The 25,846-nt window shown below is 60.6% G+C and carries 11 protein-coding genes and 1 tRNA gene; 4 read left to right on the top strand and 8 right to left on the bottom strand.

From position 1 onward, the window contains the following. Positions 1-589: 589 nt before the first annotated feature. The 3 genes from HMPREF2884_RS04945 to HMPREF2884_RS04955 all read right to left on the bottom strand — a co-directional run bounded on the left by HMPREF2884_RS04945 (position 590) and on the right by HMPREF2884_RS04955 (position 5,682). Positions 590-666 (bottom strand) — tRNA-Met (locus HMPREF2884_RS04945). A 405-nt stretch (positions 667-1,071) separates the two neighbouring features. Then, positions 1,072-4,185 carry a UPF0182 family membrane protein gene (locus tag HMPREF2884_RS04950; protein ID WP_070616093.1) on the bottom strand — a complete coding sequence of 1,038 codons (3,114 nt, stop codon included), beginning with the start codon at positions 4,183-4,185 and terminating at the stop codon, positions 1,072-1,074. Between the two features lie 273 nt (positions 4,186-4,458). Continuing rightward, positions 4,459-5,682, bottom strand: a complete 1,224-nt coding sequence (locus tag HMPREF2884_RS04955; protein WP_070616096.1) for a YlbL family protein — start codon at positions 5,680-5,682, stop codon at positions 4,459-4,461. 321 nt (positions 5,683-6,003) lie between these two features. On the opposite strand from HMPREF2884_RS04955, the gene HMPREF2884_RS04960 reads away from it, so the two are divergent. Continuing rightward, positions 6,004-7,467: a zinc-dependent metalloprotease gene (locus tag HMPREF2884_RS04960; RefSeq protein WP_070616098.1), complete on the top strand. Its 1,464-nt coding sequence runs from the start codon at positions 6,004-6,006 to the stop codon at positions 7,465-7,467. A 119-nt stretch (positions 7,468-7,586) separates the two neighbouring features. Here the strand turns inward: HMPREF2884_RS04960 and HMPREF2884_RS04965 are convergent, their stop codons facing one another. Then, complete coding sequence (locus tag HMPREF2884_RS04965; RefSeq protein WP_070616100.1) at positions 7,587-8,225, bottom strand: M48 metallopeptidase family protein; 639 nt, start codon at positions 8,223-8,225, stop codon at positions 7,587-7,589. Continuing rightward, entirely contained in the window at positions 8,209-10,143 is a 1,935-nt protein-coding gene (locus HMPREF2884_RS04970; protein ID WP_070616102.1) for an ATP-dependent helicase, read from the bottom strand. Before HMPREF2884_RS04970 ends, HMPREF2884_RS04965 begins: the two co-directional genes overlap by 17 nt. A 327-nt stretch (positions 10,144-10,470) precedes the next feature. On the opposite strand from HMPREF2884_RS04970, the gene HMPREF2884_RS04975 reads away from it, so the two are divergent. Beyond that, entirely contained in the window at positions 10,471-11,472 is a 1,002-nt protein-coding gene (locus HMPREF2884_RS04975; protein WP_049341877.1) for a phosphotransferase, read from the top strand. Positions 11,473-12,581: 1,109 nt separating this feature from the next. Here the strand turns inward: HMPREF2884_RS04975 and HMPREF2884_RS04980 are convergent. The 3 genes from HMPREF2884_RS04980 to HMPREF2884_RS04990 all read right to left on the bottom strand — a co-directional run bounded on the left by HMPREF2884_RS04980 (position 12,582) and on the right by HMPREF2884_RS04990 (position 23,189). Further along, positions 12,582-17,345: an ATP-dependent DNA helicase gene (locus HMPREF2884_RS04980; RefSeq protein ID WP_070616104.1), complete on the bottom strand. Its 4,764-nt coding sequence runs from the start codon at positions 17,343-17,345 to the stop codon at positions 12,582-12,584. Positions 17,346-17,424: 79 nt separating this feature from the next. Continuing rightward, positions 17,425-21,276 carry a UrvD/REP family ATP-dependent DNA helicase gene (locus tag HMPREF2884_RS04985; protein ID WP_070616106.1) on the bottom strand — a complete coding sequence of 1,284 codons (3,852 nt, stop codon included), beginning with the start codon at positions 21,274-21,276 and terminating at the stop codon, positions 17,425-17,427. A gap of 218 nt (positions 21,277-21,494) precedes the next feature. Continuing rightward, positions 21,495-23,189, bottom strand: a complete 1,695-nt coding sequence (locus HMPREF2884_RS04990) for an SIR2 family NAD-dependent protein deacylase (protein ID WP_070616108.1) — start codon at positions 23,187-23,189, stop codon at positions 21,495-21,497. A gap of 381 nt (positions 23,190-23,570) precedes the next feature. On the opposite strand from HMPREF2884_RS04990, the gene HMPREF2884_RS04995 reads away from it, so the two are divergent. Continuing rightward, positions 23,571-24,266, top strand: a complete 696-nt coding sequence (locus HMPREF2884_RS04995; RefSeq protein ID WP_012903182.1) for a 3'-5' exonuclease — start codon at positions 23,571-23,573, stop codon at positions 24,264-24,266. Positions 24,267-24,418: 152 nt separating this feature from the next. Continuing rightward, positions 24,419-25,786, top strand: coding sequence for a threonine/serine exporter family protein (locus HMPREF2884_RS05000; RefSeq protein ID WP_070616110.1), 1,368 nt, complete (start codon positions 24,419-24,421; stop codon positions 25,784-25,786). Positions 25,787-25,846: the final 60 nt, after the last annotated feature.

Genomic DNA, 25,846 nt, shown 5'->3' on the forward strand with positions numbered 1-25,846 from the left:
GGTGACCGCACCCATCACAAGCAACGGGCCGATCACCACACGGTTACACCACTATGCGGGACGCTACTCTTTCACCGCTTAGTTACCGCCTGTTTGAGGCTAAGCGGTATATCGAAAACGTTGGTATATCAGTCAAAACATGGTGTGTTGCCGCCTCTACCGCCTAATTTCTAAAAAGTGTACACGCGAGTGTTCATCTTCCTACATATGCGTGTGTATATATAAAAGTTTTCGGTTTTAGGCGGTGAAGGCGGTAAAGGGTTGGGATTCGGTTGAGATACGAGGGAAAATGCTATACCGCTTTTGCATTTTCAGGCGGTAAACAGCCGGTATCAACGCCGATTAGGCGGTGAAAATCCTCCTCTGCAACCTCCCTCCCACGAGATCATGCACGAGCGAAGATAGTCATACGCCCCGAAGGGGCGTTGGATGATAGTCCTCGATGTTGGGTGATAGTCCCCCCTCCCCCCACCTCGACGACGGGCCTGAGTTTGGCTGAAAGGTAGGGAATAACATAGGGATTCGGTCTCGTCAGGGCAAAACAAAACCCGGTATCTCAGCGACTTTTCGTTGAGATACCGGGTTTTTCTGGTTGCGGGGACAGGATTTGAACCTGCGACCTCCGGGTTATGAGCCCGGCGAGCTACCGAACTGCTCCACCCCGCGGCGACTCATATAACTATACAGACCCGAAACCGGGCGCGCAAGCCAAAATCACGATTTGTAACCAAGCACACAAAAACAGGGGGTGAGGGGCCAGTGCCAGGAGCTACGGGGCAGTACCGGGGGCTGTGGGCAGTATCAGGGGTAGAACGTACAGGAACGGGGTGGAAGCAATACGCTTCCACCCCGTTCCGTCAGATTCAGCCGGAGGTAGCCGCTACCGGCTAGCCGCTGTCGAATAGCCACAGCCGGATAACTAGCAGGAGCTACGCTCGGCGAGCACCCGAGCCTAGCTTCAGGACCTAGCTTCAGAGCCTAGAGCGAGGACGCTAGACCCCTGATTATTCGGCCCGTGAGCATCCGGTATGGGCAGCCGGTAGGCGCTACTCCCCCGCCGCCTCAGGCATCCTAGTGAGAAGTCGAAGGGCTCGCGCTGGGCTTAGCGCTAGCCGCTGCGCTCGGAGCCGCCGAGGCGCTGGGCGCTGCCGATGCAGAAGCCTTAGCGGACGCCGTGCTCTGCGCCTCCTCAGCCTCCAGAGCCTTCTTCACGGCTGCTTCCAGACGCTTCTGAGCCTCACCGTAGGCAGCCCAGTCGCCCTTCTTCATCGCCGCATCAGCATCGGTCATTGCCTTCGAGGCATCCGTCAGAGCCTGCTTCAGCTCCGAAGACTGCGAAGCCGAAGAACCTCCGGTCGAAGCACCCGAAGAACCAGAGGAGCCGGAGGCAGAAGCCGAGGGGCTAGCCGCCGAACCGTCCAGCTTCGCGCCCGAGGAGCCGCCGAACACCTGGTTCAGCGCCTCCTCCAGAGTCGGAGCGAAACCGACCTTATCGCCGAAGCTCACCAGCACACGCTGCAGACGCGGGTACTTAGCGTCACCGCTCGACTGCACGTACACCGGCTGAACGTACAGCATGCCGCCGCCCACCGGCAGAGTCAGCATATTGCCGTTAATCACCTCGGAAGAGCCGCGGCGCAGCAGGTTCAGCTGGTTCGACACCTCAGCATCAGAGTTGAAAATGTTCTGAGCCTGACCAGGGCCGGGAACCACCGAAGAACGCGGCAACTCCAGCAGACGTAGCTTGCCGTAATCGGGGCTACGCTCGCCATCCTTACCGGTACCGGCATCGCCGTTAGCCGCCAGGAAGCCGTACATCACGTTACGAGAGTTCGAATCGCTCTGCTGAGGAATGAACGTGGTCGTCAACGAGAAGTGCGCACGAGAATCGCCGGGCATCTGCAGGGACAGGTAGTAGGGCGAAATCGGCTGGTTACGATCATTGGTCGGGTCGTTCGGAATCGACCAGACGTCGTCACCGGCGTAGAAGCTATTCGCGTTCGTCACGTGGTACTTATTCAGCATGGTGCGCTGAATATTGAACATGTCAGTCGGGTAACGCACGTGGCTCATCAGCGAAGCGTTCATCTCACGGTAGCTCTTCACCGTGCCAGGGAAAACGCCCTGCCATGCCTTCAGCACCGGATCCTCCTCATCCCACGCGTACAGGGTCACCGAACCGTCGTACGCGTCCACGGTAGCCTTCACCGAGTTACGGATGTAGTTCACCGAGTTAGAACGCTGAGCACCCGCAGCGGTTGCCGCATCCTGGGAGCTACCCTGCGCGTAGGGGAACTGATCGCTCGTGGTGTAAGCATCCACAATCCACTGCACGCGATTATTCACAATCGCCGGGTACGGCTTAGAATCCACGCTCAGGTACGGCGCCACCTTACGCACACGATCCAGCGGGTTACGTTCGTACAGAATCTGCGAGCCCTCACGCACCGCATCCGACAGCAGAATGTCAGAGGACTGGAACTTAATCGCGTAGGACAGGCGAGCCAGCAGCGAATCAACGCGAGGACCACCGTAACCGGTGAAGGTGTACTTCGCATCGGAGGCGTTGGTTTCGTCAGCAGAAAGCGGACGGTCCAGCTCCAGGGTGTCACCCTTACCGCCCACAATCGAATACTCCGGCGAGCTCGTGCCGAAGTAAATACGCGGCTCGTAATCCTCGCTCAGGGTACCGGTCGCCTTAATACCGGACTGCAAGAACTTCGGGTTACCCGCAGAATCCACCTGGTTACCATAGGCGGCAATCACACCGTAACCGTGGGTGTACACCACGTGGCGGTTATACCAAGAATCGCCGCTGGTCTGCGCCGGGTTCAGCTCACGAGCCGCCAGCACCGTATCCTGCGTGGTGTTACCCACCGCATAGCGGTCCACCGACAGCTGCGAATCAAAACGGTAGTACGGGCGGAACTGCTGCATCTGCGCAAACGCCGAGGACACAACATTCGGATCCAGCAGGCGGATATTCGCAATGGTCGCGCTCGAAGAGCTCAACGCACCGGCGCGGGTATCAATCGTCGCGTCATACGGGGTGGTCTCAATCTTGTCCAGACCGTACGCGTAACGGGTCGCATCAATATTGCGCTGAATGAACTTTGACTGAGCGCCCTGCTCATTCGGAACCACCTGGAAACGCTGAACAATCCACGGGTACAGGCCGCCAGCAACCACGGCAACAATCACCAGCATCGCGGTGCTAATCAGCGGCAGACGCCAACGATTCATCGAAGCAGCCACCACAAACATGATCGCCACCAGCAAAGCAGAAATCGCCAAAATAGCGTTCACCGGAATCGACGAGTTCACATCCGTGTACATTGCGCCAGCCCAGCGGCCCACCTGCTGCTGAGTCGACGAATAGCGGTCCAACCAGAAGCTCACCGCACGAGTCAGCAAAAACACAGCCACCACAATCGCAGCGTGACGGCGGAACGCCACGGTAGTGCTCACACCACCGGGCTGAACCTTAATACCGCCGTAGAAGTAGTGCATGAACAGACCCGCGAGCGCCGACAGCACCACAGCAGAGGTCAGTAGAGTCACCACCATACGGAAGAATGGCAACGCAAACAGGAAGAAACCGTAATCCAGACCAAACTCCGGGTCAGTCTTACCGAAGGACTGCTGATTGAAGAACAGCGCGACGGTGCTCCACTGAGTCATCGTCGCTGAAGCAATGAACAGACCCAACAGCAGCGGAACCACAATCAGCAGAACCTTACGCGCCTTATCCACGCTCTCGTGGTAGCGGCGCATGCTCTCCTCAGCACGCTGCTGACCAAACACATCACGCAGCATCTGCTCGGCAGCATCCGTGCCGCTCGTCGGCACGCTCTGATTCGGGTTCGGCGCCTCCTGCGGCTCCTTCTCGGACGCCGGCGCCACATCAGCATGACGGACCGCGTAGGACATCGAAGCCCACAGCGGCACAGCAATCACCACGGCAGCCACCACAAACACGGCTGCCTTCAACAAAATCTGGGTAGTGAACACGGTGCTATAACCCAGCTGATCAAACCACAGCCAGTCCGTGTACACCTGGGACGCACCCACAAAAGCAGCAATGAGCACCGCCACCACAGCAATCGTCACCCGCAGGGGGCTACGACGCTTAGGCGTTGACTTCTTCGGCTTGGGATGCGCGGTGTTATTGGTCGACTCAGACACAATTCCTCGCTCATCATACGTTTAGAGAAAATAACTGCCTTTAAGTATCTCAGAGGTACAGCAGAAGGGCAGAACCTCGTAGAAGTTCGGGGCGAAATATGACCGGGTTGAGAGGTTTTGGGACGCGAAATGCTGAGGTGAGAGGTGCTGGCGAGGATTACGGAGACGCAGACGAGGACAGAGAATAGGGTGCAGAACAGCCCCGGTACCGTAAAGTACCGGGGCTGACTTCTACGCTATACGGGTGAGAACCTCGCGGAGAGAAACGTTACGTTAGGAACCGCAGCGGGGCAGGGAATCATCCGGGGTGCCGGACTTAATCGCCTCCACCGTCTTCACCGCTTCATCCAGGGTCGACACCGGCACAACCACCATCGTGCCGCGCACCTGACCGGCATGATAGTAGTTGAACAGGTCGGGGTCCTGCGCCTGCATCTTCACAATCGAATCGCAGTTCTCCTTAGGCGCCAAGAAGTAGCGCGCACCGTAACGGCCCGTCGCCAGGATCTTGTACTTGATGCCGCCAATTGCGCCGACCTTACCGTTCGCATCAATCGTGCCGGTACCCGAAATGTAGCTGCGGTACGGGTCGCCTCCGGCGTCCTCATCGGCGAGCAGAGTACCCTCGCTCAGCTTATCGACCGTGCCCAGTGCCAGCATCAGACCCGCACTCGGGCCGCCCACACCGTCCAGGTTGTACTGCACGTGTGCCGGCAGGTCATAGCTCTGCTTCAAACCCGCGCCCAGAATCCAGCGGCTATCGTCACTGGCACGAACCGGGGTCAGATTAAACGTCTGCTGCTTGCCGCCACGTTCCACAGTCACGTCAATCGGCGAACCGTTCGAGGCGTTCACCGCCTTCGGAACATCGGTGAGGGTCTCAATCTGCTTCTCCCCCACCTTCACGATGCGGTCATCAGCCTTCAGAGCGCTCGCCGCCGGGGAACCCTCCACCGTGGAAAGCACCTGCACCTTCTCGGTCACCGCCATCTTCAGCTGGCGCATCGCCGCGACCTTCGCCTGAGTCTGCGAATCAGCCATCTGCGCGCCGGTCGCCGCCGTCGCCTGCTCATGGCTCACGTGCGGGTACAGGGCATCGGTCGGCACCACGAGGCTGCGGTTACCGTCAAACGCCAACCAGCCGTAGAACGCCTCCGCGCCGGACAGCTCCGTGTACGGGCCGCCCGAAACCGACACCGTGGTCATGTTCATCTTGCCGAACGTCTTATAGCTCGGCGCACCCGAGACCTCAATGACGTCCTTCTCCTGGTAGGTTCCGAGCACATCAAAGAGCGGGCCGGGGCCCTCCTTCACATAGGAGCTGGGCAGAACAAAAGCACCAGCCAGCAGGGCGCACGTCGCCACAGCGCTGACCGAACGCAAGTTCACGCGGCGCGGCGCAAAACGCGAACGGCGCTTAGCCGCCTTCTCATTACTCTTCACGCTCGCGGAGGCGGCGTTCGGCTGCTGCTCAGCATCGGGGGTGGACTTAGTCATGGTTTCTACAGTACCGGATAAACCGGCTTTTCAGCACGCGGGCGGGCACTGTGACAACACGCAGGCGGGCACCGTCACCCCGCTAAAAATAGAGCAACCAGGAGGCGTTCACGCTCTGACCCGCACCGCGCTGTGTCAGCACCCGACGGTGACAGCGGCACGAAAAAGCTCCCAAACCCCGACCCCAAAGACAAGCTTGTGAGCCCTTAGCTGATTAACCCGCCTCCACAGAGTCAGCACGGGAAATTCTCAGCAAAAATCGGTAGGCTGGACAGCGAGCGGGCCAGCTACGCCCACCCCCGGATTACGAAAGGCTTCTACATGTCTGAGAACCCCACCGGCGGCGCCTCCAACGAGCGCGACCCCCTCGAAGAATTCATTAAGAAGATGCAGGAGCAGGGCTTCGACCCCTCCGCAGGGGCAACCGGCCAGGGCGGTAAGGGCGCCTCCTCCAACGCGCAGAACCCCTTCGGCGCGCTCTTCGGCGAAGGCGGCCAGAACCCCTTCGGCATCAGCATCGACCCCGAAGACCTGAAGAACATGGGCATGAGCTTCGACCCCGCCATGATGCAGAGCATGTTCGCGCAGGTACAGGCAATGTTCTCCGGCGCGGGCGCATCCGACAGCCCCAGCGGCGTGAACTGGGACAACGTGAAGAACCAGACCCGCCAGATGCTCGCCGCCAAGGGTGAAGACCCCTCCGTACCCGAAAACCTCAAGCGCGCCGTAGAAGACGCGGCGAACCTCGCCGACCTCTGGCTGGACGCAGTGACCACCATTGAACGCCACAACCACCCGGTACAGGCATGGTCCAAGGCAGAATGGGTTGAGCATTCCTTCGACTCCTGGCGCGAAATGGTCGAGCCGGTCGCAGCCGAAGTCACCCAGTCCATGGTCATGCCCGGCGCACCCGAAGACGTACCCGAAGAGATCTCGCAGATTCTCAACAGCGGTTTCTTGAACAACATTGGTTCCGTAATTTTTGGTGCGCAGATGGCACAGGCACTCGCGCAGCTCGCCGGTGAGGTGTACTCCTCCACCGACGTGGGCTTCCCCCTCGCGCCCGGTTCCTCCGCTCTGCTGCCCAACGGCTATCAGCAGCTCGCCGACAGTATCGAGGTGCCCCCGCAGGAGGTCCTGCTCTACCTTGCCGTGCGTGAATCCGCGCTGATCCGCCTGCACAAGGCAAACCCCTGGCTGCGTGAAGACCTGGTCCAGCTTGTGGCGCGCTACGCCCGCGGCATCCGCGTGGACATGAACCGCATGCAGGACGCCGCATCCCAGGTGGACATGAGCAACCCCGACGCCGTACAGGAAGCATTCGAAGGCGGCATGTTCAGCCCCCAGCGCACCGAAGACCAGGAACTGGCGGTACAGCGCCTTGAGGGTCTGCTCGCCCTCATCGAAGGCTGGGTATCCGTCGTCACCGAGGACGCGACCCGCAACCTGCCCAAGGCACCGCAGCTGACCGAAATCATGGCGCGCCGCCGCATCGACGGCGGCCCCAGCGAGCAGGTCTTCGAGAACCTGGTCGGCCTGGAACTGCGCCCGCGCCTGGTGCGTGAGGCACAGCAGTTCTGGCGCTGGTACGAAAACTCCCACGGCATTGAGGCGCGCGACGGCCTCTGGGACACCCCGGAGACCCTGCCCACCCCCGCCGAGCTGGAAGACTTCACCGCATACGATGCGCGCATGAACGAAATCAGCCTGGACGACGTGGACTTCGACTCGGAGCTGCAGAAGCTGCTGGACGGCGGCTTCGGCGACGCACCCGAAGAAAAGTAGAGCAAAGTAAAACTGAGCGGCGAAAGTAAATAGCTGACAGTCGAGCGGGGGTGGCTTGTGAATGTACAAGCCACCCCCGCTCGAATGTTTCGGTGGGTTGGTAGGTTTTTGGGTCTGCTTTAGTCGGCGCTGTTTTCGTCGCGCTCGCTCTCAGCACCTTCGCCCTCCGCACGCGAGCGCCCCAGCGCGTACCCCTCCAGGTAGGCCTGTGCTCGCAGCAGCTGCGGGTAGCGCGCCTCCAGGGCACGGAACGCCGCCGAATGATTCGGCTGCAACAGGTGGCAGAGCTCGTGGTGAATCACCGAATCCAGCACGTACTCGGGCACGCCCTGCAGCTCCGAGGAGATGCGGATCTGTGTGTTCGCGTAGGTTGCCGAGCCCCAGCGCTGACGTTGGTTGCTCACCCAGCGAATCGACAGCTTCTCGAGCCTGCCCGAGGCAACCAGCTCCGGCAGGTTCTTCTGCGCCAGGTGCAGGGCGCGGGAGCGCAGGTACTCGTCCGTGACCGTCAGCTGCGTGGCACGCTCACGGCGCGCGGCACGACGCTGAATGCGCGGCAGCAGGCGGGCAATATGCTCGTCAATCTCCTCGCTCGTGCTCGCGGCGGGAATGAGCAGGCGGTAGGCGGGGTTGCCGTGCTCATCCACACCGTCGCGTTGCATGCTGATGGTGCGGGTGCGGCGCGCCGAGCGGACTAGCTCAATCTGCGGGCGGTCCTCGGTGGCGGGCAGAATTTCACGTTTAAAACGCTGAGCCATAGTCTCCTCTTCCCTTCGACGAACGGCGAGTCTGAGCCGAGCAGGGCTGAGCCGAACGAGCCTGGCTATACGACGAGCCGGCGCTCTCAGCCCTGCGGCGGCGCTTCGCCGGATCAATATCGTCCAGGAAACGCGAGCGCTTACGCTGACCGCGACCGCCCACGGTGCGGGTCATCGTCCAGGTTAGCCACAGGTACTTGCGGGCGCGCGTAATGCCCACGTACAGCAGGCGGCGCTCCTCATCCACCTCGTCCGGGGTGGTCGCAAAAGTGATGGGCATGAGGCCCTCGTTCAGGCCGCACAGGAACACGGCGTCCCACTCCAGGCCCTTAGCCGCATGCAGGGAGGCGAGGGTTACACCGTTGACCTGCGGTGCGTCGTTGAATTCGCTGCGGTGGTTCAGGGTCGCCACGACCTCGTGCATGGTCAAAGGTAGCGGCTCGGGCACGCCCGGGCGCGGGTTCGCGCGGTGCTCCTGAAGCTGCTCTTGGCGGTGCTGCGCCATCATGTCCACCATGTGCACCAGGGCGGCGAGGGACTCCCACTTCTGGCGGGTGGCGCCTCCCGAAAGGGGGCCTTCCTCCTTATAGCCGAGGCCGCCGAGCACATCGCGGGTGTAGCGGGTGACGTCCTCTGTACCGTCCGTGGACTTCGCCGAACCGCGCAGGGCAAGCATCGCCTGCTTGACCTCGGGGCGCTCAAAGAAACGCTCCGCGCCACGCAGCTGGTACGGAATGTGGACGGCAGCCAGCGCAGACTCAATCGCCGCCGACTGCGCGTTCGTGCGGAACAGCACCGCAATCTCCGCAGGCGGCACGCCGTCCTTCTCAATCAGGTCGCGGATATCCTCGGCAATGCCGGCCGCCTCCTGCTCATCGTCGGCATAGCCGAACCACTCCACATCCACGCCGGGGCCGCGCTGAGACATCAACTCCAGCGGCGGCGCCCACGAATGCGGGCTCGAATCCGGATGCGGACGACGCGCCGCCAATAGGCGGTTCGCCAACTCCACCACCTGCGAATGGGAACGGTAGTCGCGGGTCAGCTTCACCGTGTGCGCGCCACGGTACCGGCGCGCAAAATCCAGCAGGTAACGGCTGGTTGCGCCGGTAAAAGAGTAAATCGTCTGGGAGGCATCGCCCACCACGCAAATATCGTCGCGGCCGCCCAGCCACACATCCAGCAGACGTTGCTGCAGCGGGGACACGTCCTGGTACTCGTCCACCACAAAATGGCGGTACTGGTTGCGGACGGTCGCGGCGAGCTTCTCGTCCTCCTCCAACATGGCGATGGTCAGCAGCAGCACGTCCTCAAAGTCGATGAGGTTACGCTCATCCTTCAAATCCTCATACGCCTGGAAAATACGCTGCATATTCTGCGGGGTAACCGCCGAGGGCAGCTGCTTCTCGCTCAGGCGCTGCATGATGGTGTCCGGGGTGAGCAGCTGAACCTTCGCCCACTCAATCAGCGACGCCAAATCACGCAGCAGGGAACGGTCCGTGCTGATGCGCAGACGGTTCGCCGCCTCCGTAATGAGCGCTGCCTTATTCTGCACGATGGACGGGAACGTACCGCCCACCACCTGCGGCCAGAAATACGCCAGCTGACGCAGTGCCGCCGAGTGGAAGGTACGCGCCTGCACGCCGTGCGCACCCAGCTGGTGCAGGCGGGTACGCATCTCCTCCGCCGCGCGCAGGGTGAAGGTCAGGGCGAGTACGCGCGGGCCCTGGTAGCGGCCGATTGCAATACCGTAGGCGATGCGGTGCGTAATCGCGCGGGTCTTACCGGTACCGGCACCCGCCAGCACGCGCATGGGCCCGTCAAGCTCGGTGGCGACCGCACGCTGGTCCGGGTCAAGCCCGGCGAGGATATCGTCTGCGGAGATTATATGCTGAGGCTGCTGAGGTGTGGCGGTCATAATGCTCCATCAGTAAGGCGGGCGGTACGGGCAGACGGCTTACGCTCGCGCGGGCATACGGACATGTGCGTATGCGGGTGCGCGAGGCGGTGATAGCCGGTCTTCCATTGTATTCTCCCAGACTATGTTCTCCTGACCCGCCGCGGCTTCTTAGCTGTTGCTTTCATTCAGGGCGTGAGGAACCCGCCTCTTTTGGAGTGGGCAAGTAGAAGCTCAACAGGCAGCGCAGGCGAGCACGTTTAGGCTTGTCCACAAGTATCTTCACCACTTGGCATAAAGATCCTAAAAACTACTAAACGGCACACATTGGTTTGGTAACCTTAACCCGTGACTTTATCTCCCCTTCAGCTAGCAGCCATTGTCTCCGCCGGAGTGCCCGGGATTTACCCCGTCGGCGCCGAACCGGTCCGCGAAGACAGCGACGACTTCGACTCGGCAATCATCGCCGACTCCACCGGTCGCCGCTGGCGAGTGCGCGCCCCGCGCCGCCCCGACGCCAGCATGCGCCTGGAAGCTGAACACCTCATCCTGCAGTCGTTCAGCCCCGGCCTGCGCGCCCGACTGCCCTTCGCCGTACCCACCGTCGCCGGCACCGTACCCTACGCGGGCGGCAACGTGTTCGTGTACACGCACATCCCCGGCACCATCTACGACGTGGACCAGCTCGCCGAGCTGAGCCGCCGCGAAGTTGCGGCAAACCGCCCCTCCCTGGCGTCCATCATCGCCAAGGACATTGCGACCCTGCACGTGATGCCCGAAGACATTATTTACGAAGCCGATCTGCCCTCCTACTCTTCGGAGCAGATTCGTCTGCGCAAGAACGCCGAGCTGGAGCGTGCCGCCGCAACCGGTAAGGTGCCCGCCGACCTGCTCGCGCACTGGCGTGCTGTGCTCTCCCCCGGACCAATGTGGCAGTTCCGCCCGCGTGTGGTCCACGGCGACATGGGCGCAGAGAACCTCGTACTGCACGTGACTCCTACGGAGGCGCGCATCGTGGAGGTCACCGGCTGGTCCGATGTGCACGTGGGCGACCCCGCGCAGGACTTCGCTTGGCTGTACTCCTGCCAGGACATCGACTTCACCGACGAGGCAATCGAGGTGTACCGCCAGCAGATGCCTCAGCTGCCCGACGCCTACCTGGCGCAGCGCGCGAACTTCTACGCAGAGTTCGCGATCGCCCAGTGGCTCACCCACACCGTGGAGGTCGGCGACCGCGACGGCGCAACCCACGCGGTGTCCATGCTCCTGGACATTCAGGACGACCTGCGTGCCTCCGGCGAACTGCTCGGACAGGAGGAGGTCGGCCCGCTGGTCGGCCCCGCCGAATAGATATTGGCCGGTCCCGCCGAGGAAGCTCATAAGGTAAGTAGCCGCCAGGTTGTTGTCAGCCAGGGTGTCACCTGCCGCATAGGTTTTTCAGTTCAGCTAGGTTTTCGGTTCAGCTAGGTTTTCAGTTCAGCTAGGTTTTCAGTTCAGCCCCGCAGTACTGCACTGCGGGGCTGAACTGTATCTACTGGGTTGTATATCCGCTGGGTTGTATGTCCGCTGCCTCGCACCCGGTGAAACCAGCTCTCCTGACTGTCTGTCAAACCGACGGGATGATGCCTATAAGGGCTAGTGGAGGGGCCTTAGTGGGCTTTTTACCAAAATTTCTTTAAGTGTTTCCCCTCACCTTTTGAGCACCAGTTTTGCATTTTTGTGCATGAATGACTCAGATTAAGGCTGAGACTTGAAGGTGCGCTAAAGGTGCCATTCACAATATTTCCCGGGCACAAATACGCCACAAACCCACATGAACCAACTTTTGACCTCGGGAGTCCACAGAGCCTCAAGTCCACCTTGAACTATGCTCAAAATAGTGCATTTTAGGGTAAAAACTTACCCTGTAGATTTTTTCAAAAACTCCTGGAATACTTTTGCTGTGCCGCGAGAAAACCAGCGGACACACTCCCCATAGCGCACTGACCAGCGCTGATATCGTGGCAGCGATAAATTGGGGAGACAGATTGGACGGGACCCTGACCGGTCATGTCAGACCCGAGCCGGATTCATGCACCGCGCAACCAATCACCGATGGCAGAAATCTATAGAGTTACTTTCGAGGTTGTGTTTGAGAGTAAAGACGCACGCAAACCCCACGGGGCGCCGGCGGCGCGAGTGAGGCCGCGAGAGCGGCAGTCGTTCGGCGCGATTCTTTCCCGGAGCGTGCGAGGGCACGAAGTACCTCTATAGTTCTTCAGCGGCTGAGGACGCCTCATCACCCTAATGCAGTGGGGTGAAGAGGCGTTCTCTGCCATTAACCGCAGAAGTCCACACAGAAAAGCAGCTCACGAGGCGCAATGCCTCCGTGAGCTGCTTTTCTGTATTCGGTTATTGGCTCAAAGCTAACGCGCGAGCGCATGTCTCCGCCGCCTAGCCTTGCCGCTTAGCCTTGCTGCCTAGCCCTTGCGCGCCTCACGAATCACCTTCGCCAGCTGCGCCTCCGTGGGCAGGCCGCCGCGGATCTGGTGGTCCCACACCTCCGCAACGCCCTTGCCGCCCAGGTACACGAACACGGTGCTGATACGCTCCGGGTCCACGCCCATAATGCGGGAGAACGCGATGCGGTACAGGCCCAGCTGGAAACGTCGAGACTGCATGGTCGCCATCTTCGGGCGGGAGCCGCTCTTCCAATCCACTAGGACCCAGCGTTCGCCGTCCTCGTCCTCGGTGCGGAATACCGCGTCGATACGGCCGCGCAGGCTTACGCCCTCGATGTGGGTTTCGACCGGGTACTCGACCGCCCAGATGCGGTCCTTCCACTCGTCGCTACCCCACTCGCTGGTGGCGAAGCGCTCCCAGAGACGCTGGACGGAGGCGTCCAGTTCGCTCTCGGACTCCTCGAAGTCGTCCTCGAAGGTGAACTCGTCCTGTTCCTGCAGGTCAGCCGAATCTGCAGAATCAGAGGAATCTGCTGGCTCAACGGGCGCGCTGGAGGAGGCGACAGCGGAACCAGGCAGGTCAACGCCCACCGTGTCCTCCGCATCGGGTGCCTCCAGCGGGTCGGCGGTCGGCGCCACTCCGAAGTGCTCCTCAATTAGCGCGTGCACCGCCGTACCAATCGTTGCCGCGCGTGAGGGACGCTGAGGCACCGGGCGCATCAGCTGATGCACCGTGCCCTGCGGGTCCTCGCTCAGGCGAATGAACGCGGATGCGGACAGGTGCCCCGGCAGCTGATCGCTCAGCACCGGGTCGGTCTGACCCATCATGAGCAGTAGCAGGTCGGCTTCGCGTTCCCAGTCCACCGCCTGCTGGCGCAGGGATTCGGGAATGGCGGACTCGCCGTGTACAGCGGGTGCGGCGGTTGCGGCGGTTGCAGGATGGCTTGTGCTCTCCCCCGATACATCCCCGCTCTGGTGCAGGTTATCTTCCCCCGCGCCGACGGCGAGCTCCACCGCCAGTGCGGCACGCTCCACCGCCTCGCGACGGCTCGAGGAGTTAATCTCAATCTCACGTTCCAGCTGCTCGTGCTGGCCGCGGCGAAGCACCGCCTCCGTGCCCCGGTTGAGGGCATCGTCAGAAGCCCAACGCCAAATCACGGGGCGCTCCAGCGGGTCAAAAGGCCACATGGCGGTCAGCACCGCACCCATGTTCGGGTTCCTGTCCTCGTAGTTCTTCTGGGCGAACTGGCCGCGCACCTCAATCGGCAGCGCCGCCGCCACCGTGGGCGAGAAACCAGGCTGAGGCGGTTGCGCCTCACGCCATTTCTCCCGCTCGGTGGCTTCGATAATCCATTCGGGCACCGGCAGGTTCAGGCGGGTACAGTTCTCCGCCACCGTGCGTGCTCGTACGGAAGGAGCCGCCAGCTGCCAATCCTGCGCGAGGGCGGGAGCCATGACCTCAACCAGCGCCCACGCGTAGCGTTGCACCTGCTCGGCGTAGGTTGCCCGAGCGTTCGCGCTCGCCTCCGCCTGTACGGGGGTGAGCTCGTCGGCGTCTAGGGGGTAGAGTTCCAGCTCTTCCAGCAGCGCCGCCTCATCGGGGGCAGGCGGCAGGTTCGAGGGATCCACGACCGTACCGTGCACCAGGGTCACCGGCTCCACCAGACGGTACTTCGACTCAGCCAGCTGCTCAGCCCAGCGGCGCACATGGTTCAGGTGCACCTTCTTGCGCTTATCGGCGGGGTTCGGCATCGTGTACGACAGGCCCATACCCACCAGCTGCGGCGCCGCCCAAGGGGTGTCCATTGTCTCTTCGAAACGCATAGAGGGCGCATCTAGACCCACGAACGGGTTGAAGAGCATCTCCAGCAGCTCCTTCCAGAAGGGCTGCACCGGCAGGGGGAGCATAGCGGCGCTCTTCCAGCGGTAGGCGCTCATCGCCAGCAGGTTACGGGCACGGGTCATCGCCACGTACATGAGGCGGCGGTCCTCCATGCCGGCATGCTCGGCGGCATCATCCTTATGCTCGCCCAGGTAGTCTTCCAGGTCCTTCGCCTTCTCGAAGGCGGTAATCTCCTCCGGGGTCTCAAGGATCGAGGGAAGGTACTCGCGGTCGCCACGCAGTGGCCAGGGCAGAGCCGCATTAGCCGACATCTGCCACAGGTTCGGGGTCTGCCCGCCGGTCGCACTACCGCACAGGCCCGGCAGAAGCACATGATCCCATTCAAGGCCCTTCGCGGCGTGCATGGTCATCAGCTGCACCGCGTTCGGGTCAGGTTCCACAGCGCCCAGCGCCAGGCCCTTCTCCTCGTCATCGGCACGTTCAAGCCACGCGAGGAAGCCCATCACGTAGCTCACGCCGCCCGAAGATAGCAGGAAGCGGCGCGCACCCGGGTCGCCTTCCTCCGCGCTCACGCCGTCAGAGCCGGCGTAAATCATCGCGTTAATACGAGGCGCCGACATGCCGTAGGCGGCGGCCACCTCGTGGAAAGCGTCCAGGTTCGCGCGCGAACCCAGCGGGTCGGTACCCGGGCGGACCGCCAGCTCAATATCCAGCAGCATGGTCCGCTCAATCTCGTACAGAAGCGTGCCCAAATCCTCACTCAAACCGGCACGCAGCACGCGCATCTGCTCGGCGAAAGCACGCAGACGCTCCAGCGCCGCCGGGGAGAAACGGCGGCCACGGTACTGCTCACCGTAGAGGGGTTCGCCGTCCGCGCCGTCCTGCGGTAGGTTCTCCACCGCCTCGATCAGGGAGGCGTAGCCGGAGGAATCCTCCACCGCGCCCTTGAGGGTTTCGTCCAGGCGCTCCTGGGCGGCGCGCAGGTGCTCTGCCTGCAGGTTGATAGCAGCAGCGTCGTCGGCGTCTTCAGCCTCGGCGAGCATACGCAACGCCATCTGCTCGCGCAGGGCACGCTCACGCTCACGCACCAGCGACTGAGCCCAATCACCCAGCGCCAACATATCCGCCGCGCCCAAACGCCAACGCGCACCCGTCAGCAGGCGCGCCAGAGCATCCGAACGGTTCGGATCAGCCAGCACACGTAACGCCGACACCAAATCCACAACCTCCGGTTGGGAAAGCAAACCGCCCAAACCCACCTGCTGCACCGGAATACCCAGACGCTCGCACTCCACACGAATCGGGTCCAGCTGACCGTGCACACGCGCCAACACCGCAATCTCAGGCATCTTCAAACGCGGATGCACAGAACCATCACCGGAACGATGCGCCGCGTAGGCGCGCTCATACTCGCGCACCGCCTGGGTACGCATCGCCGCAATACGCTCAGCGATAGCCACAGCCTCCTCGCGGTCAGAGTCGTGGTACGTCAAATCAACGCGCCCCACCATGCCCGCGGCAGCCTGCTCAAAGGCGGGTGAGCCCGGCTCCCCCACCAGAGCGCAGCGCGGGCGCAGGTCAGGAACCTGAGCGGCGGTAATATCGCCGTCGGCGGCACGCACCCACTCGGGAACCTCCTTCAGCTTCTCCGCCACGTGGTTCGCCGCGTTCAGCACCGAAATGTCGTTACGCCACGCGATGGACAGGAACAGCGGTTGCACATGCTTAGTCGGGAAATGACGGTAGAAGCTGAACATCTGACCGTCCGAAGCACCACGGAAACCGTAAATCGACTGCTTCGGGTCGCCCACAGCCATCACCGGATGCGCCGGAATACCCGCCGCCTCATCGGCACCGTAAATCGAGGAGAACAAGCTCATCTGCGCGTGCGAAGTGTCCTGGAACTCGTCCAGCAGAACCACCTTGAAGCGGGCACGCTCACCCTCGCGAATCGCCGGGTCAGCCTCCGCAATGCGGGCGGCAAAACGCATCAGGTCACCGAAATCCAGCACCTGCATGCGCGACTTCACGCGGGCGTAGCTGATCGCCATACGCGCGTACACTCGGCGGTTCCGCAGCAGACGCTGAACCTTCAGAATGTCCTTCTCAGTCTTCGTCTCGCGGCGCGGATCGGGCACCGCCGCATACGCCGCCAACTGCTCGGTGCAGAAGTCAATAACCTGTTGCGGCTCCACCAGGTGCTCCGCGCACTCGTCAGAAAGCTGCAGCATCTGGTTAATCATGGTCGCCGCAGAGACCGGCACGCCGTCCTTATCGAGGGGAAGCTCCCCCTCCCAGTACTGCACAATCTGCGCGGCAAGCTGCCACTTCTGCGCATCGCCAAGCATCTGCGCGTCCTGCTCCACGCCCAGGCGCAGACCGTACTCCTTGACGAGGTTATTCGCGTAAGAGTGGTAGGTGAGCACGGTCGGGTCAGCGATGCCCTCGCGCAGCTCCTCATCGCTCGGGGCGACGCGGCGGCTACGGCGCAGCGTGTTCAGGCCCGCACGCATACGGCTGCGCAACTCGGTTGCCGCCTTGCGGGTGAAGGTCACGCCAAGCACCTCTTCAGGGCGCACAAAACCGTTATCGACCAGCCAAATCACGCGGTCAACCATGGTCGCGGTCTTACCCGAACCGGCGCCCGCAATGACGAGGGTCGGGGCGGGGCCCGCCTCAATCATGCGGACCTGCTCGGGGGTCGGCTTCTTACCGTCGGCGCCGTTGAGCATCTCGGCAATGTCGAGGGCGCTACGGTAGTCGGCAGGCTTCAGCGCGGGGTCATTCGCGGCGGATTCAGCAGAGAAGAGCACGCCATTGGGCAGCTGCCAGCTATTGTGCTCGCACCACTGGGCGGGGGTGAGCATGCCGGCGCCGGGGGCAGAACCGGGGTTAGTAGCGCTATACATATCAGCGCCGTATGCGCCAGAGTCAGTCATGATTCCTCTTCCTCATGGATCATTCTCATGGGAGGTTCGGGGTGAGTGATATCAAAAGTAAACGTAGGGTACGCAGCTACTAGGGCTGCGTCACCTGACGGCCGCGCGTACAAATCGGGCAGATCTCCGGCAGACGGCACCCATAGCCGCCCTCACGGTGACGAGCCTGCACCTGCGAGCCAGCAATCAGCTCCGCGGCGTGCTGCACCAGCTCAGCCGCCCACGAATCGTGCTCAGTCAGGGCCGGCTGAACCTGCAGGCGAGTCTTGCTCTCGTCGTTCACGCCTGAGGCGCCCAACTGCACGAGCGCCGCGCCTGCGGAATGTCCCGTGTAGCCGGTGTACTCCAGCTCCTGGGGGCGGGCATCCGGTAGCGGTTCACCCGTCTCCAGGGCGGCGGCTTCGGCGCGGTAGCGCTCCTCCAGCTGCTCGCCCGCGCCAGCCTCCACCGCAATCTGGTAGGCGGCAAGCTGCGGATGCGTCTCCATCTCCGAGCCGGTCGGCTTAGACTTACCAGTTTTCAGGTCAACAATGGCGTAGCGGCGGGTACCGTCCTCCGCCGGGGCGGTACCCTCGAGGCGGTCCACACGGCCGGTGAGCAGCGCATCCAGCTCGCCGATCTCACCGGCGGGGTCGAAGGGCACGGGCACACGCACCGCGAAGGAACCTTCAACACCGAGGTTCTGCCAGCCGGCGTCGCCCATGTGCTGACGGTAGTAGTAGCTCAGGCGCAGAATCATGCGCTTGGCGCGCTCGTAGAGGGCGTAGGATTCCCAGGGCACGCGCTCGCGGTACTCTTCATCGGTCTCATCGTCCTTGCGGGCGGGCACGCCGAGGGAGCTAATGCGCTCGTCGAGGGCGGTTTGGAGCTCTTCGAGGGTGCCGGTCGGGTACTCCTCGGCGATGGCGTGAACGAGCGTACCGAGGGAGCGGGACAGGTCGGTTTGGGCTTCCGCGCGGGCGGCGGAAACCAGCCAGTCCAGCGGGGAGCTGTGGATGGTTTCCAGGCGCGAAGGCGAAAGCGTAATCGTGCGGCGGCCGGGCTTTTCAGCCTGTTCTTCGCCGTGTTCTTCGCCGCCTTCACCGTGGTTTTCGTCCAGCTCAGCGTGGTCTGTCAGGCGGTGCGCAAAGAGCAGCTCCGTGCTAGAAAGCGGCAGCAGACCCCACCACTCGTCGGGTGCGGCGCCGGGCGCCTGATCGTTCGCCAGGCGCGCCAGAGTGCGGGAGGCGGCATCGAGTCGGTACGCGGAAGCCTCCGGGGTGAGTTCCTCTTCCTCCGGCGCGTTGTGCCTCGGCGCGCCGTCCTGAGCGTCTTCGGCGCGCATCGCGTTCAGCGATTCCTCAACGAGGGTGCGGCGAAGCTCCGCCACGAGGGAACGCAGGGTCGCGGGGCGGCGCACGCGGGTGATGGGCACGTCCGTGGAGTCGCCGACCGCGTCGGTGGGCAGCACGAAGTCGAAGAACTCGCCGGGTGCCTGATCGTCGTTGCGCACGGCGGTGAGCACGAGGCGGGTGCTAGCTCGGGTGGCGGCGACGGCGAACATGCGCAGCTCGTCGTGGCGGGTGTCGCGCACGCGTTCGGGGTAGCTACGGATGCGGGCGGGCGGCACAGGTTGCTTGCCCTCCCCCGCCTGCTGTTCTGCTTGCTGGGCGCGCTGGCGGAGGCGCGCATCGCACAGATCAACGAGGTCGCCGGTGCTCAGCAGGGAGCCGCGCACGGTGGTGTTGGGCCAGGTGCCTTCCTGCAGGCCGCATACATATACGGTGCGCCAGGACTGACCGGCGGCAAGCGCGGGGGTGAGAATCTCGACCGCGTCTTGGCGTACGCCGCGGGCGGCGAGGGTGTCCATGGGTAGGTCCTGTGCGTCGATGAAGTCGAGGAACTGCTCGGCACCGGCGCCGCGCATCTGCTCGTCGAATCGGTCGGCGGCTTCGAAGAGGCCGATCATGGCGTCGAGGTTTCGGTGGGCTGCGTCGGCGTCGGGGCCTGCGCCGCGCGACTGGGCGACCCAGGTTTTTTCGAGGCCGCTGGCTTCCCAGAGCGCCCAGAGCACTTCGGTGCTGGTGGATTCGGGGCGGGCGAGTGCTTTACGTCCGGCGGAGAGCACGGCCGCGATGCGGTGCACGGCGCGTCCTACGCCCTCTTCGGGGAGGGTTTCGGGGTGTAGCAGGGCACCGAGGAGCAGGTCGTCGCTGGGACGGTGGCCGCCGCTTTGCAGTTCGATGGATCGTAGCTGCTGGCGGAGTCGTCGCACGTCCATGCTGGATGCGCCACCGAGCCGGGAGGTGAGCAGGGTGATGGCGCTCTGCGCGCCGCCGAGGGGGTTGGCGCGGCTTTCTTCGGCGATGACGTCGTCTAGGCTTCGGCGCATGAGCTCTTCAGCTTCGGTGGCGCTGAGGGTTTCGTAGCCGCCACGCTCCGCCGCCTCCGTACCTTCTGCAACGGGCATGTGCACGGCAGGGTTGAGTGCCTTCTCGCCGCGCTTGCGGGCGTAGACGAGCAGGCTGAGCGCGTCCAGGAAGGGGCGTACGGCGGGCTCGTCGCGCACCGGCACGAGCGCCGCGGAGGTACGCGAGGGAATACCGTTCGAGGAGAGCACGCGGCGGATGCGCGCCACGTCCGCGCTGCTACGCACGATGATGGCGGACTCGCGGTAGGGGTGGTTGCCGTAGATGCGTTCTTCGAGCAGCATTTGGGCGATGAGGTTCGCCTCGTCCTGAGAGCTGGAGAGCGCATACTTATACACGCCGGCGGGTGCGGTGCGGTAGTGCGCGGGGTCGAGGATTTTGCCGTCGGCGCCCAGGTGCAGCAGCGGTTCGTCTGCGGCGCCCCAGGTGAGGGCTTCGTCGGCGGGGGTGGTGTTGATGCGTCCAAAGGTTGCGGGCGCACTGTTCTTTGCGCCTCCCTGCACACCATTCTTCGCCCTATCCTGTTCAGCGGTGAGCGGCACGAATCGGGTGTAGCGCGGCAGGCGGCGGCGAATATCCGCCACGAGCGGCATCATGAGTGCGGGCAGGCGGTACGAGGTGGTGAGCGTGCGGGTGCGCATGCTGGGGAAGCTTGTCTGCAGGGTGGTGACGAGGTCGGGGCGGGCGCCTCGGAAGCCCTGGACGACGGCTTCGTCGCTGTAGGTCATGACAACCTGGGGGCCTTCAGCGAAGAGGTCGGGGTGGGTTTCGGTCAGGTGCGCGGCGTCTGCGGGGGCGACTTCTGCGGCGATGAGGCGCAGCAGTCGGTAGATAGAGGGGCTGAGTTCCTGCACGTCGTCGATGAGGATCAGGTCGTAGCGGCGGCGTTCTTCGGCGAGGAATTCGGGGGCGCGCAGTAGCAGCCGGCAGGCGTCGTTGATGAGTACTGCCGGGTCGTAGGCGTTTTTGGCGCGGAGGGCTCGCACGGCACGGTATTCGGTGTGCAGTTGGGCGAGGGCGTGCCAGGCGGGCTGGTTGTGTTCGGTGGCGAGGGCGTGTACGTCTTCGGCGGTGAGGTCGTATTCTGCCATGCGGTCGAAGAAGTCGCGGATTTCGTGGCGGAATCCGCGGGTTGCGAGGGCGTCGCGGAGTACGTCGGGCCAGGCGGGTCCGGGGGCGATGCCTTCGGCGTGGTTGGCGAGTAGTTCGCCGATGATGACGTCCTGCTCGGGGCCGGAGAGGAGTTTGAGGTTGCCTTCTACGCCGCTGAGTAGCCCGCGGGTTTGGGCTCGTTTGAGCAGGTCGAAGGCGTATGCGGCCCAGGCGCGGGTGGGTGCTACGGAGAGGCTGCGGTCGCTGGATGCGGCGATGGTGTCTCGCATGCGGGTTGCGGCGGTGCGGGTGGGTGCGAGGATGAGCAGGCGGGCGGGGTCGTTTCCGTCGGCGAGGTAGCGCAGGGCGCGTTCGGTGAGGTGGTGGGTTTTACCGGTTCCGGGGATGCCGGTGAGAAGTTGGGTTGTCATGGTTTCAGTCTATCGGGTGGGCGGCGGGTACGCCCCGCCGCCCGTCATAAAATATTTCAATAATATCTACAAATATCAAAGAATAAATGTATCTAATTTCAACACCCCCCCAAAAAGAACACCCATTTGAAATATAACAACTTTATCCACAATCATGCGCCGCATGATATAACTGTGAACAAAATTTAAGGGAGCGCAATAAAACCTAATTAAATACTTTACAGTTTCAATACATGTTGAGACACAGGATTGTCTGCATATTTAATATAATCATATAAGCAAATAATTTTCGAATAGACCGACCCATACTTCTCCAATTTATCCTTATTTTCTGATATAAATTTAAATAAATCAGCTTCGGAAATCTTTGATTCATCCATCTTGAGAATTATACTTCCCATATGCCCAACCGTCACGCTCTTCTCTTTGCCAGAATTATCTTTATATTTATGAGCGCCAAGATTTACAACTTGATTGATACTCTGATATTCTCCATTCAACAGAGCAGGAACGTGAATATGCGAAGATTTAATCTTCTCTACTGTTACCTTTTTAACTTCCACAGACAGCATGTTAGCCTCTTCGGTCGATATATTAGATTTAAAATCCTGCAACGAAATCTTTTTAAGATAACGATGTATCGGCAACCACTTACCACTGTTCGGTGTTAAAAAATGCCTTATATATCCATAGACATTCCAGCTAGAGTCCTGACCCAACATAAATTTATCTCGGACAACATCCGCACGCATTGTCTGGAAGCCAGGCCCCAAGCCTATATTCTGTGGATCACTAAAAGTCAACCCAGCAATAAGCTTTTCGCCGTTTCCTTTATTAACTTCCTCCACAATTTCATCTATAGGCCTCAAAAGAATACTACTTATTTTTTGAGGATCACTAAAAGTGTCGTACAGATGTTCCACAAAGAATTTCATAGTTTTAGCTGGAACCTGCAATTTCACATCATTTGCCAAAACATCAAATAGATCAAGATAATTATTTAGATAAACCTTCTGTGCTTTAAATATAATTCCATCAAGAGAGATTTCACACGGTTCAATCCTTGGATACGAGTCACCCCGAGGCCTATCAACAATATACATACGGCTAGAAAATGAATTATACTTTTCTTGATTTCCCCCAATGCAATCAACAATGCCTCGGATAATCTCTTGAATATTTTTATCACTAAGGCTGTACCCTAGGAATACAATCGGGTTTTCAGCAAAAATTGTAAGAATTTTTGCATGCAAGTATTTATCATGCGCTTTAAATCTATCGTAGTCACTTTTAGTCAAAACAATTGAATTCGGAACATTTATATCTCCATGAATTTTATAAATTTCACCGACACCCTGAGTGTGGGACAGAATAAGGTCATCCTGCCCCACAAAAACATCATATTCCAGAAGTTTTTCAATCAAAGAATCATAGTTAGTTGTAATTAGGCACGGAGAATTAATTTTCTGGAATAATTCAAGCTCATCAGACAAAACTTTTTGCGTCTCATACCCTAAGGCAGTTTCAGGAAAATCTCCATTCAAAATATCAGGAAAGGACAAATCCTGACTAAGGACATGACATGCAACTTGTTTTAATGGGCCATAGTCTCCAGCTGCAATTTTTCGGTTTTCATTATCCCCGTAGATATACGAATACCTATCAGAATTCCACCATAAATTTTTAATATCATCTGCCATTTTTTCAGCGTAACCCGGCAAATCTGGTGGAGTTACCTTGGGGTCAATATATTTCTCTTGCGGATATGAATCCCCTAAAGTTGCCCGAATCTTCTCTAACAGCTCACCCCAGGAAGGGGAAGCTAGATATCGTTTTGAAAAACCAGAACCCACGAAAAGGTACGGAGGGTTTTGCCCTTCAAAAGCATTTTTGAGATCTTCTTTAAAAGACATCTTAAATCCTATCCAATATCTTCAAAGTAACAACGCTGTTCACGAGAATATTTCAGGAATCCTCGTACATTTTGAACGACTTCCTCGTTGAGATGGTCATCCTTGATAATTATAAGCTCTTGGAGTGCTCTTCGATACTAGTCAGGCCGAATCTAGCGTCCCACGATGAATAAATAGCGGTGCCAGAGCCTAGACAGAGATTCCATAGCCCAGCTAGGGGTCACCTGAGCTAATTGATGGCCATCGTCCATGACTTACGTACGGATATTAGCGTTGCTTCCGAACAGGTTATATAGCAGGAGAAAGAACCGTTTCTCGCTTATCCACAGCCGCGTGACCACCGGGCGCGCGCCTCCTTCTCTGCTGGGTTAGTCTTATAGCATGACCTGGATGAACGGCCTGCGCGCCACTTTTGACCTTGAAACCACCGGTGTGGACGTCACCACCGCCCGCATCGTGACTGCTTCCCTGATCCTGCTGGACCCTCAGGGTAATGTGGTGCGCCGTGGCGAGTGGCTGGCCGACCCCGGCGTTGAGATCCCCGCCGGTGCCGCCGCCGTGCACGGCATCACCACCGAGTACGCGCGTGAGCACGGCCGTCCCGCCCGCGAGGTCGTGTGGGAGCTAGCCGGCGCGATTGGTGCGCTGAACCTTGACGGTGTGCCGATTATTGCGTTCAATGCCGCCTACGATTTCTCGGTGCTGCACCACGAGATGCTGCGCCACAATATTGCCAATGGTGAGCTGCCGCCGGGTGTGGTGCTCGACCCGTACGTTCTGCATAAGCACGTGATTCCGCGTAAGCGCGGCAAGCGCACCCTTGAGGTTCTTGCCGCCGAGTACGGTGTCTCCCTGGAGAACGCCCACACCTCCGCTGATGATGCCCTGGCGGCGGAGCGTCTGCTGGTGAAGCTGACCGAGCAGTTCCCCGAGGTCCTCAACGTGGATGCGCGCCAGCTGCACGAGCAGCAGATTCAGTGGGCGGCGGAGCAGGCGGCGAGCTTCCAGGCGTGGTTGCGTACGCAGCCGGGTAAGGAATCTGAGGTTATTGACGGCCGCTGGCCTGTGCGCCGATAAAACTGCGCCGCTAAAAACCTAGGCAGCATCCCCAAACACTTCTCCTTTGCTGACGGGCTGACACTATCCCCGTTTGGGCTTCTCCCCTATGCTAGATAAGGAACCACACCTACACGAATAGCACGTGAATAGCACGACCCGGAAGGCCTCTCATGGATGATCAGCCCCGCACTACCGAGCCGTACCCTGACACTAATACGCGCAGTATTTATCTGGGGTCTACCCGTCTGGCTCATGAGCATTTGGTGGCGCAGTCGCAGGTGGTGCTCCGCCTGGGCCGCATCCTGATGAAGTCGGGTGCGAGCGCATACCGTATTAAGGCGTCGATGGCGCGTTTGGCGAAGGCTGTGGGGTTGAAGGAGCATCACGCGCAGGTGACCTTCACCGAAATTTCGACGTCTTCGTACACGGAGGGTAATTTCCGTACCGAGGTGGCTGAGCAGCGCACGATGGGTATTAACGCTCATAAGCTGGATCAGTTGGGTAAGTTCATTTCTGAGCTTCCTGAAAAGATTACTCCGGCGGAGGCGAATGCTGAGCTTGACCTTATTGATTCGGCGAAGCCTCTGTACACCCGCTGGATGTTGGCGCTGGCGTCGGCGGTGGCGTGTGCCGGGTTCGCGTTCTTGAACCGTGGCGGTCTGGTGGAGTGCACGGTGGTGTTCTTCGCGGCGGGTGCCGGCCAGTTTTTGCGTTCGACCCTGCTCAAGCGCGGGGTGAGCCATTTGGCAACGTGGATGGCGTGCGGCTTCCTGGCGGCGGGCCTGTACATTGCGCTTGTTAATGTGCTGGTCGCGGCGGGTTGGATTAGCCCGAACCACATGATTGGTTTTATTTCGTCGGTACTGTTCTTGGTGCCCGGTTTCCCCATGGTGACGGGCATGCTCGATATTTCCCGCATGGACTTTTTGGCGGGTATTTCGCGTCTAACCTATGTGGGTTTGTTGTTGCTGAGTGCGTCGTTTGCGGTGTGGGTTTTGGGTTCGCTCTTCCACCTGCCGTTGGCGGCTCCTGCGCCTCTTAACCTTGACCCGACCCTGTATTTGGTGTTGCAGGTGCTTTCCTCGGGTGTTGCGGCGGCTGGCTTCGCGATGCTTTTTGCCGCTTCCCCGGTGGCGTGTGTGTGGGGCGGCGTGATTGCGGCGGTGGCGAACCCCATCCGTATTCATATGGTGGAGGCGGGTATGCCCGCGCATATGGCAGCGACGATTGCCGTGTTTGGTGTGGGTATTTTGGCTGAGATTGTGGCGCCGCTGCATCAGCGCAAGTACACGCGTATTTCCCTGTCGGTTCCGGCGGTGGTGACGATGGTTCCGGGTGTTCCGTTCTACCGTTCGATGTCGCATTTTGCTAGCGGTGACATGTACTCGGCGGCGAGCGGTTTCGTGCAGTCCCTGCTGATTTTCATGGCGTTGGGTATGGGCCTGGCGTTTGTGCGTCTGCTCTTTGATAAGAACTGGCTGTTCGATCAGGACACTCAGGTGCTCAACCGTCTGGACACTGACCGGCACCTGCGTTAGCGCGTTGCGCATCCTCTCTGTTCCCTAACTTGTCTGTTGTGTTTTATCGTCACCTTTCGG

It is taken from the genome of Rothia sp. HMSC073B08 (assembly GCF_001812975.1).
GTDB classification, from domain to species: Bacteria; Actinomycetota; Actinomycetes; order Actinomycetales; family Micrococcaceae; genus Rothia; species Rothia mucilaginosa.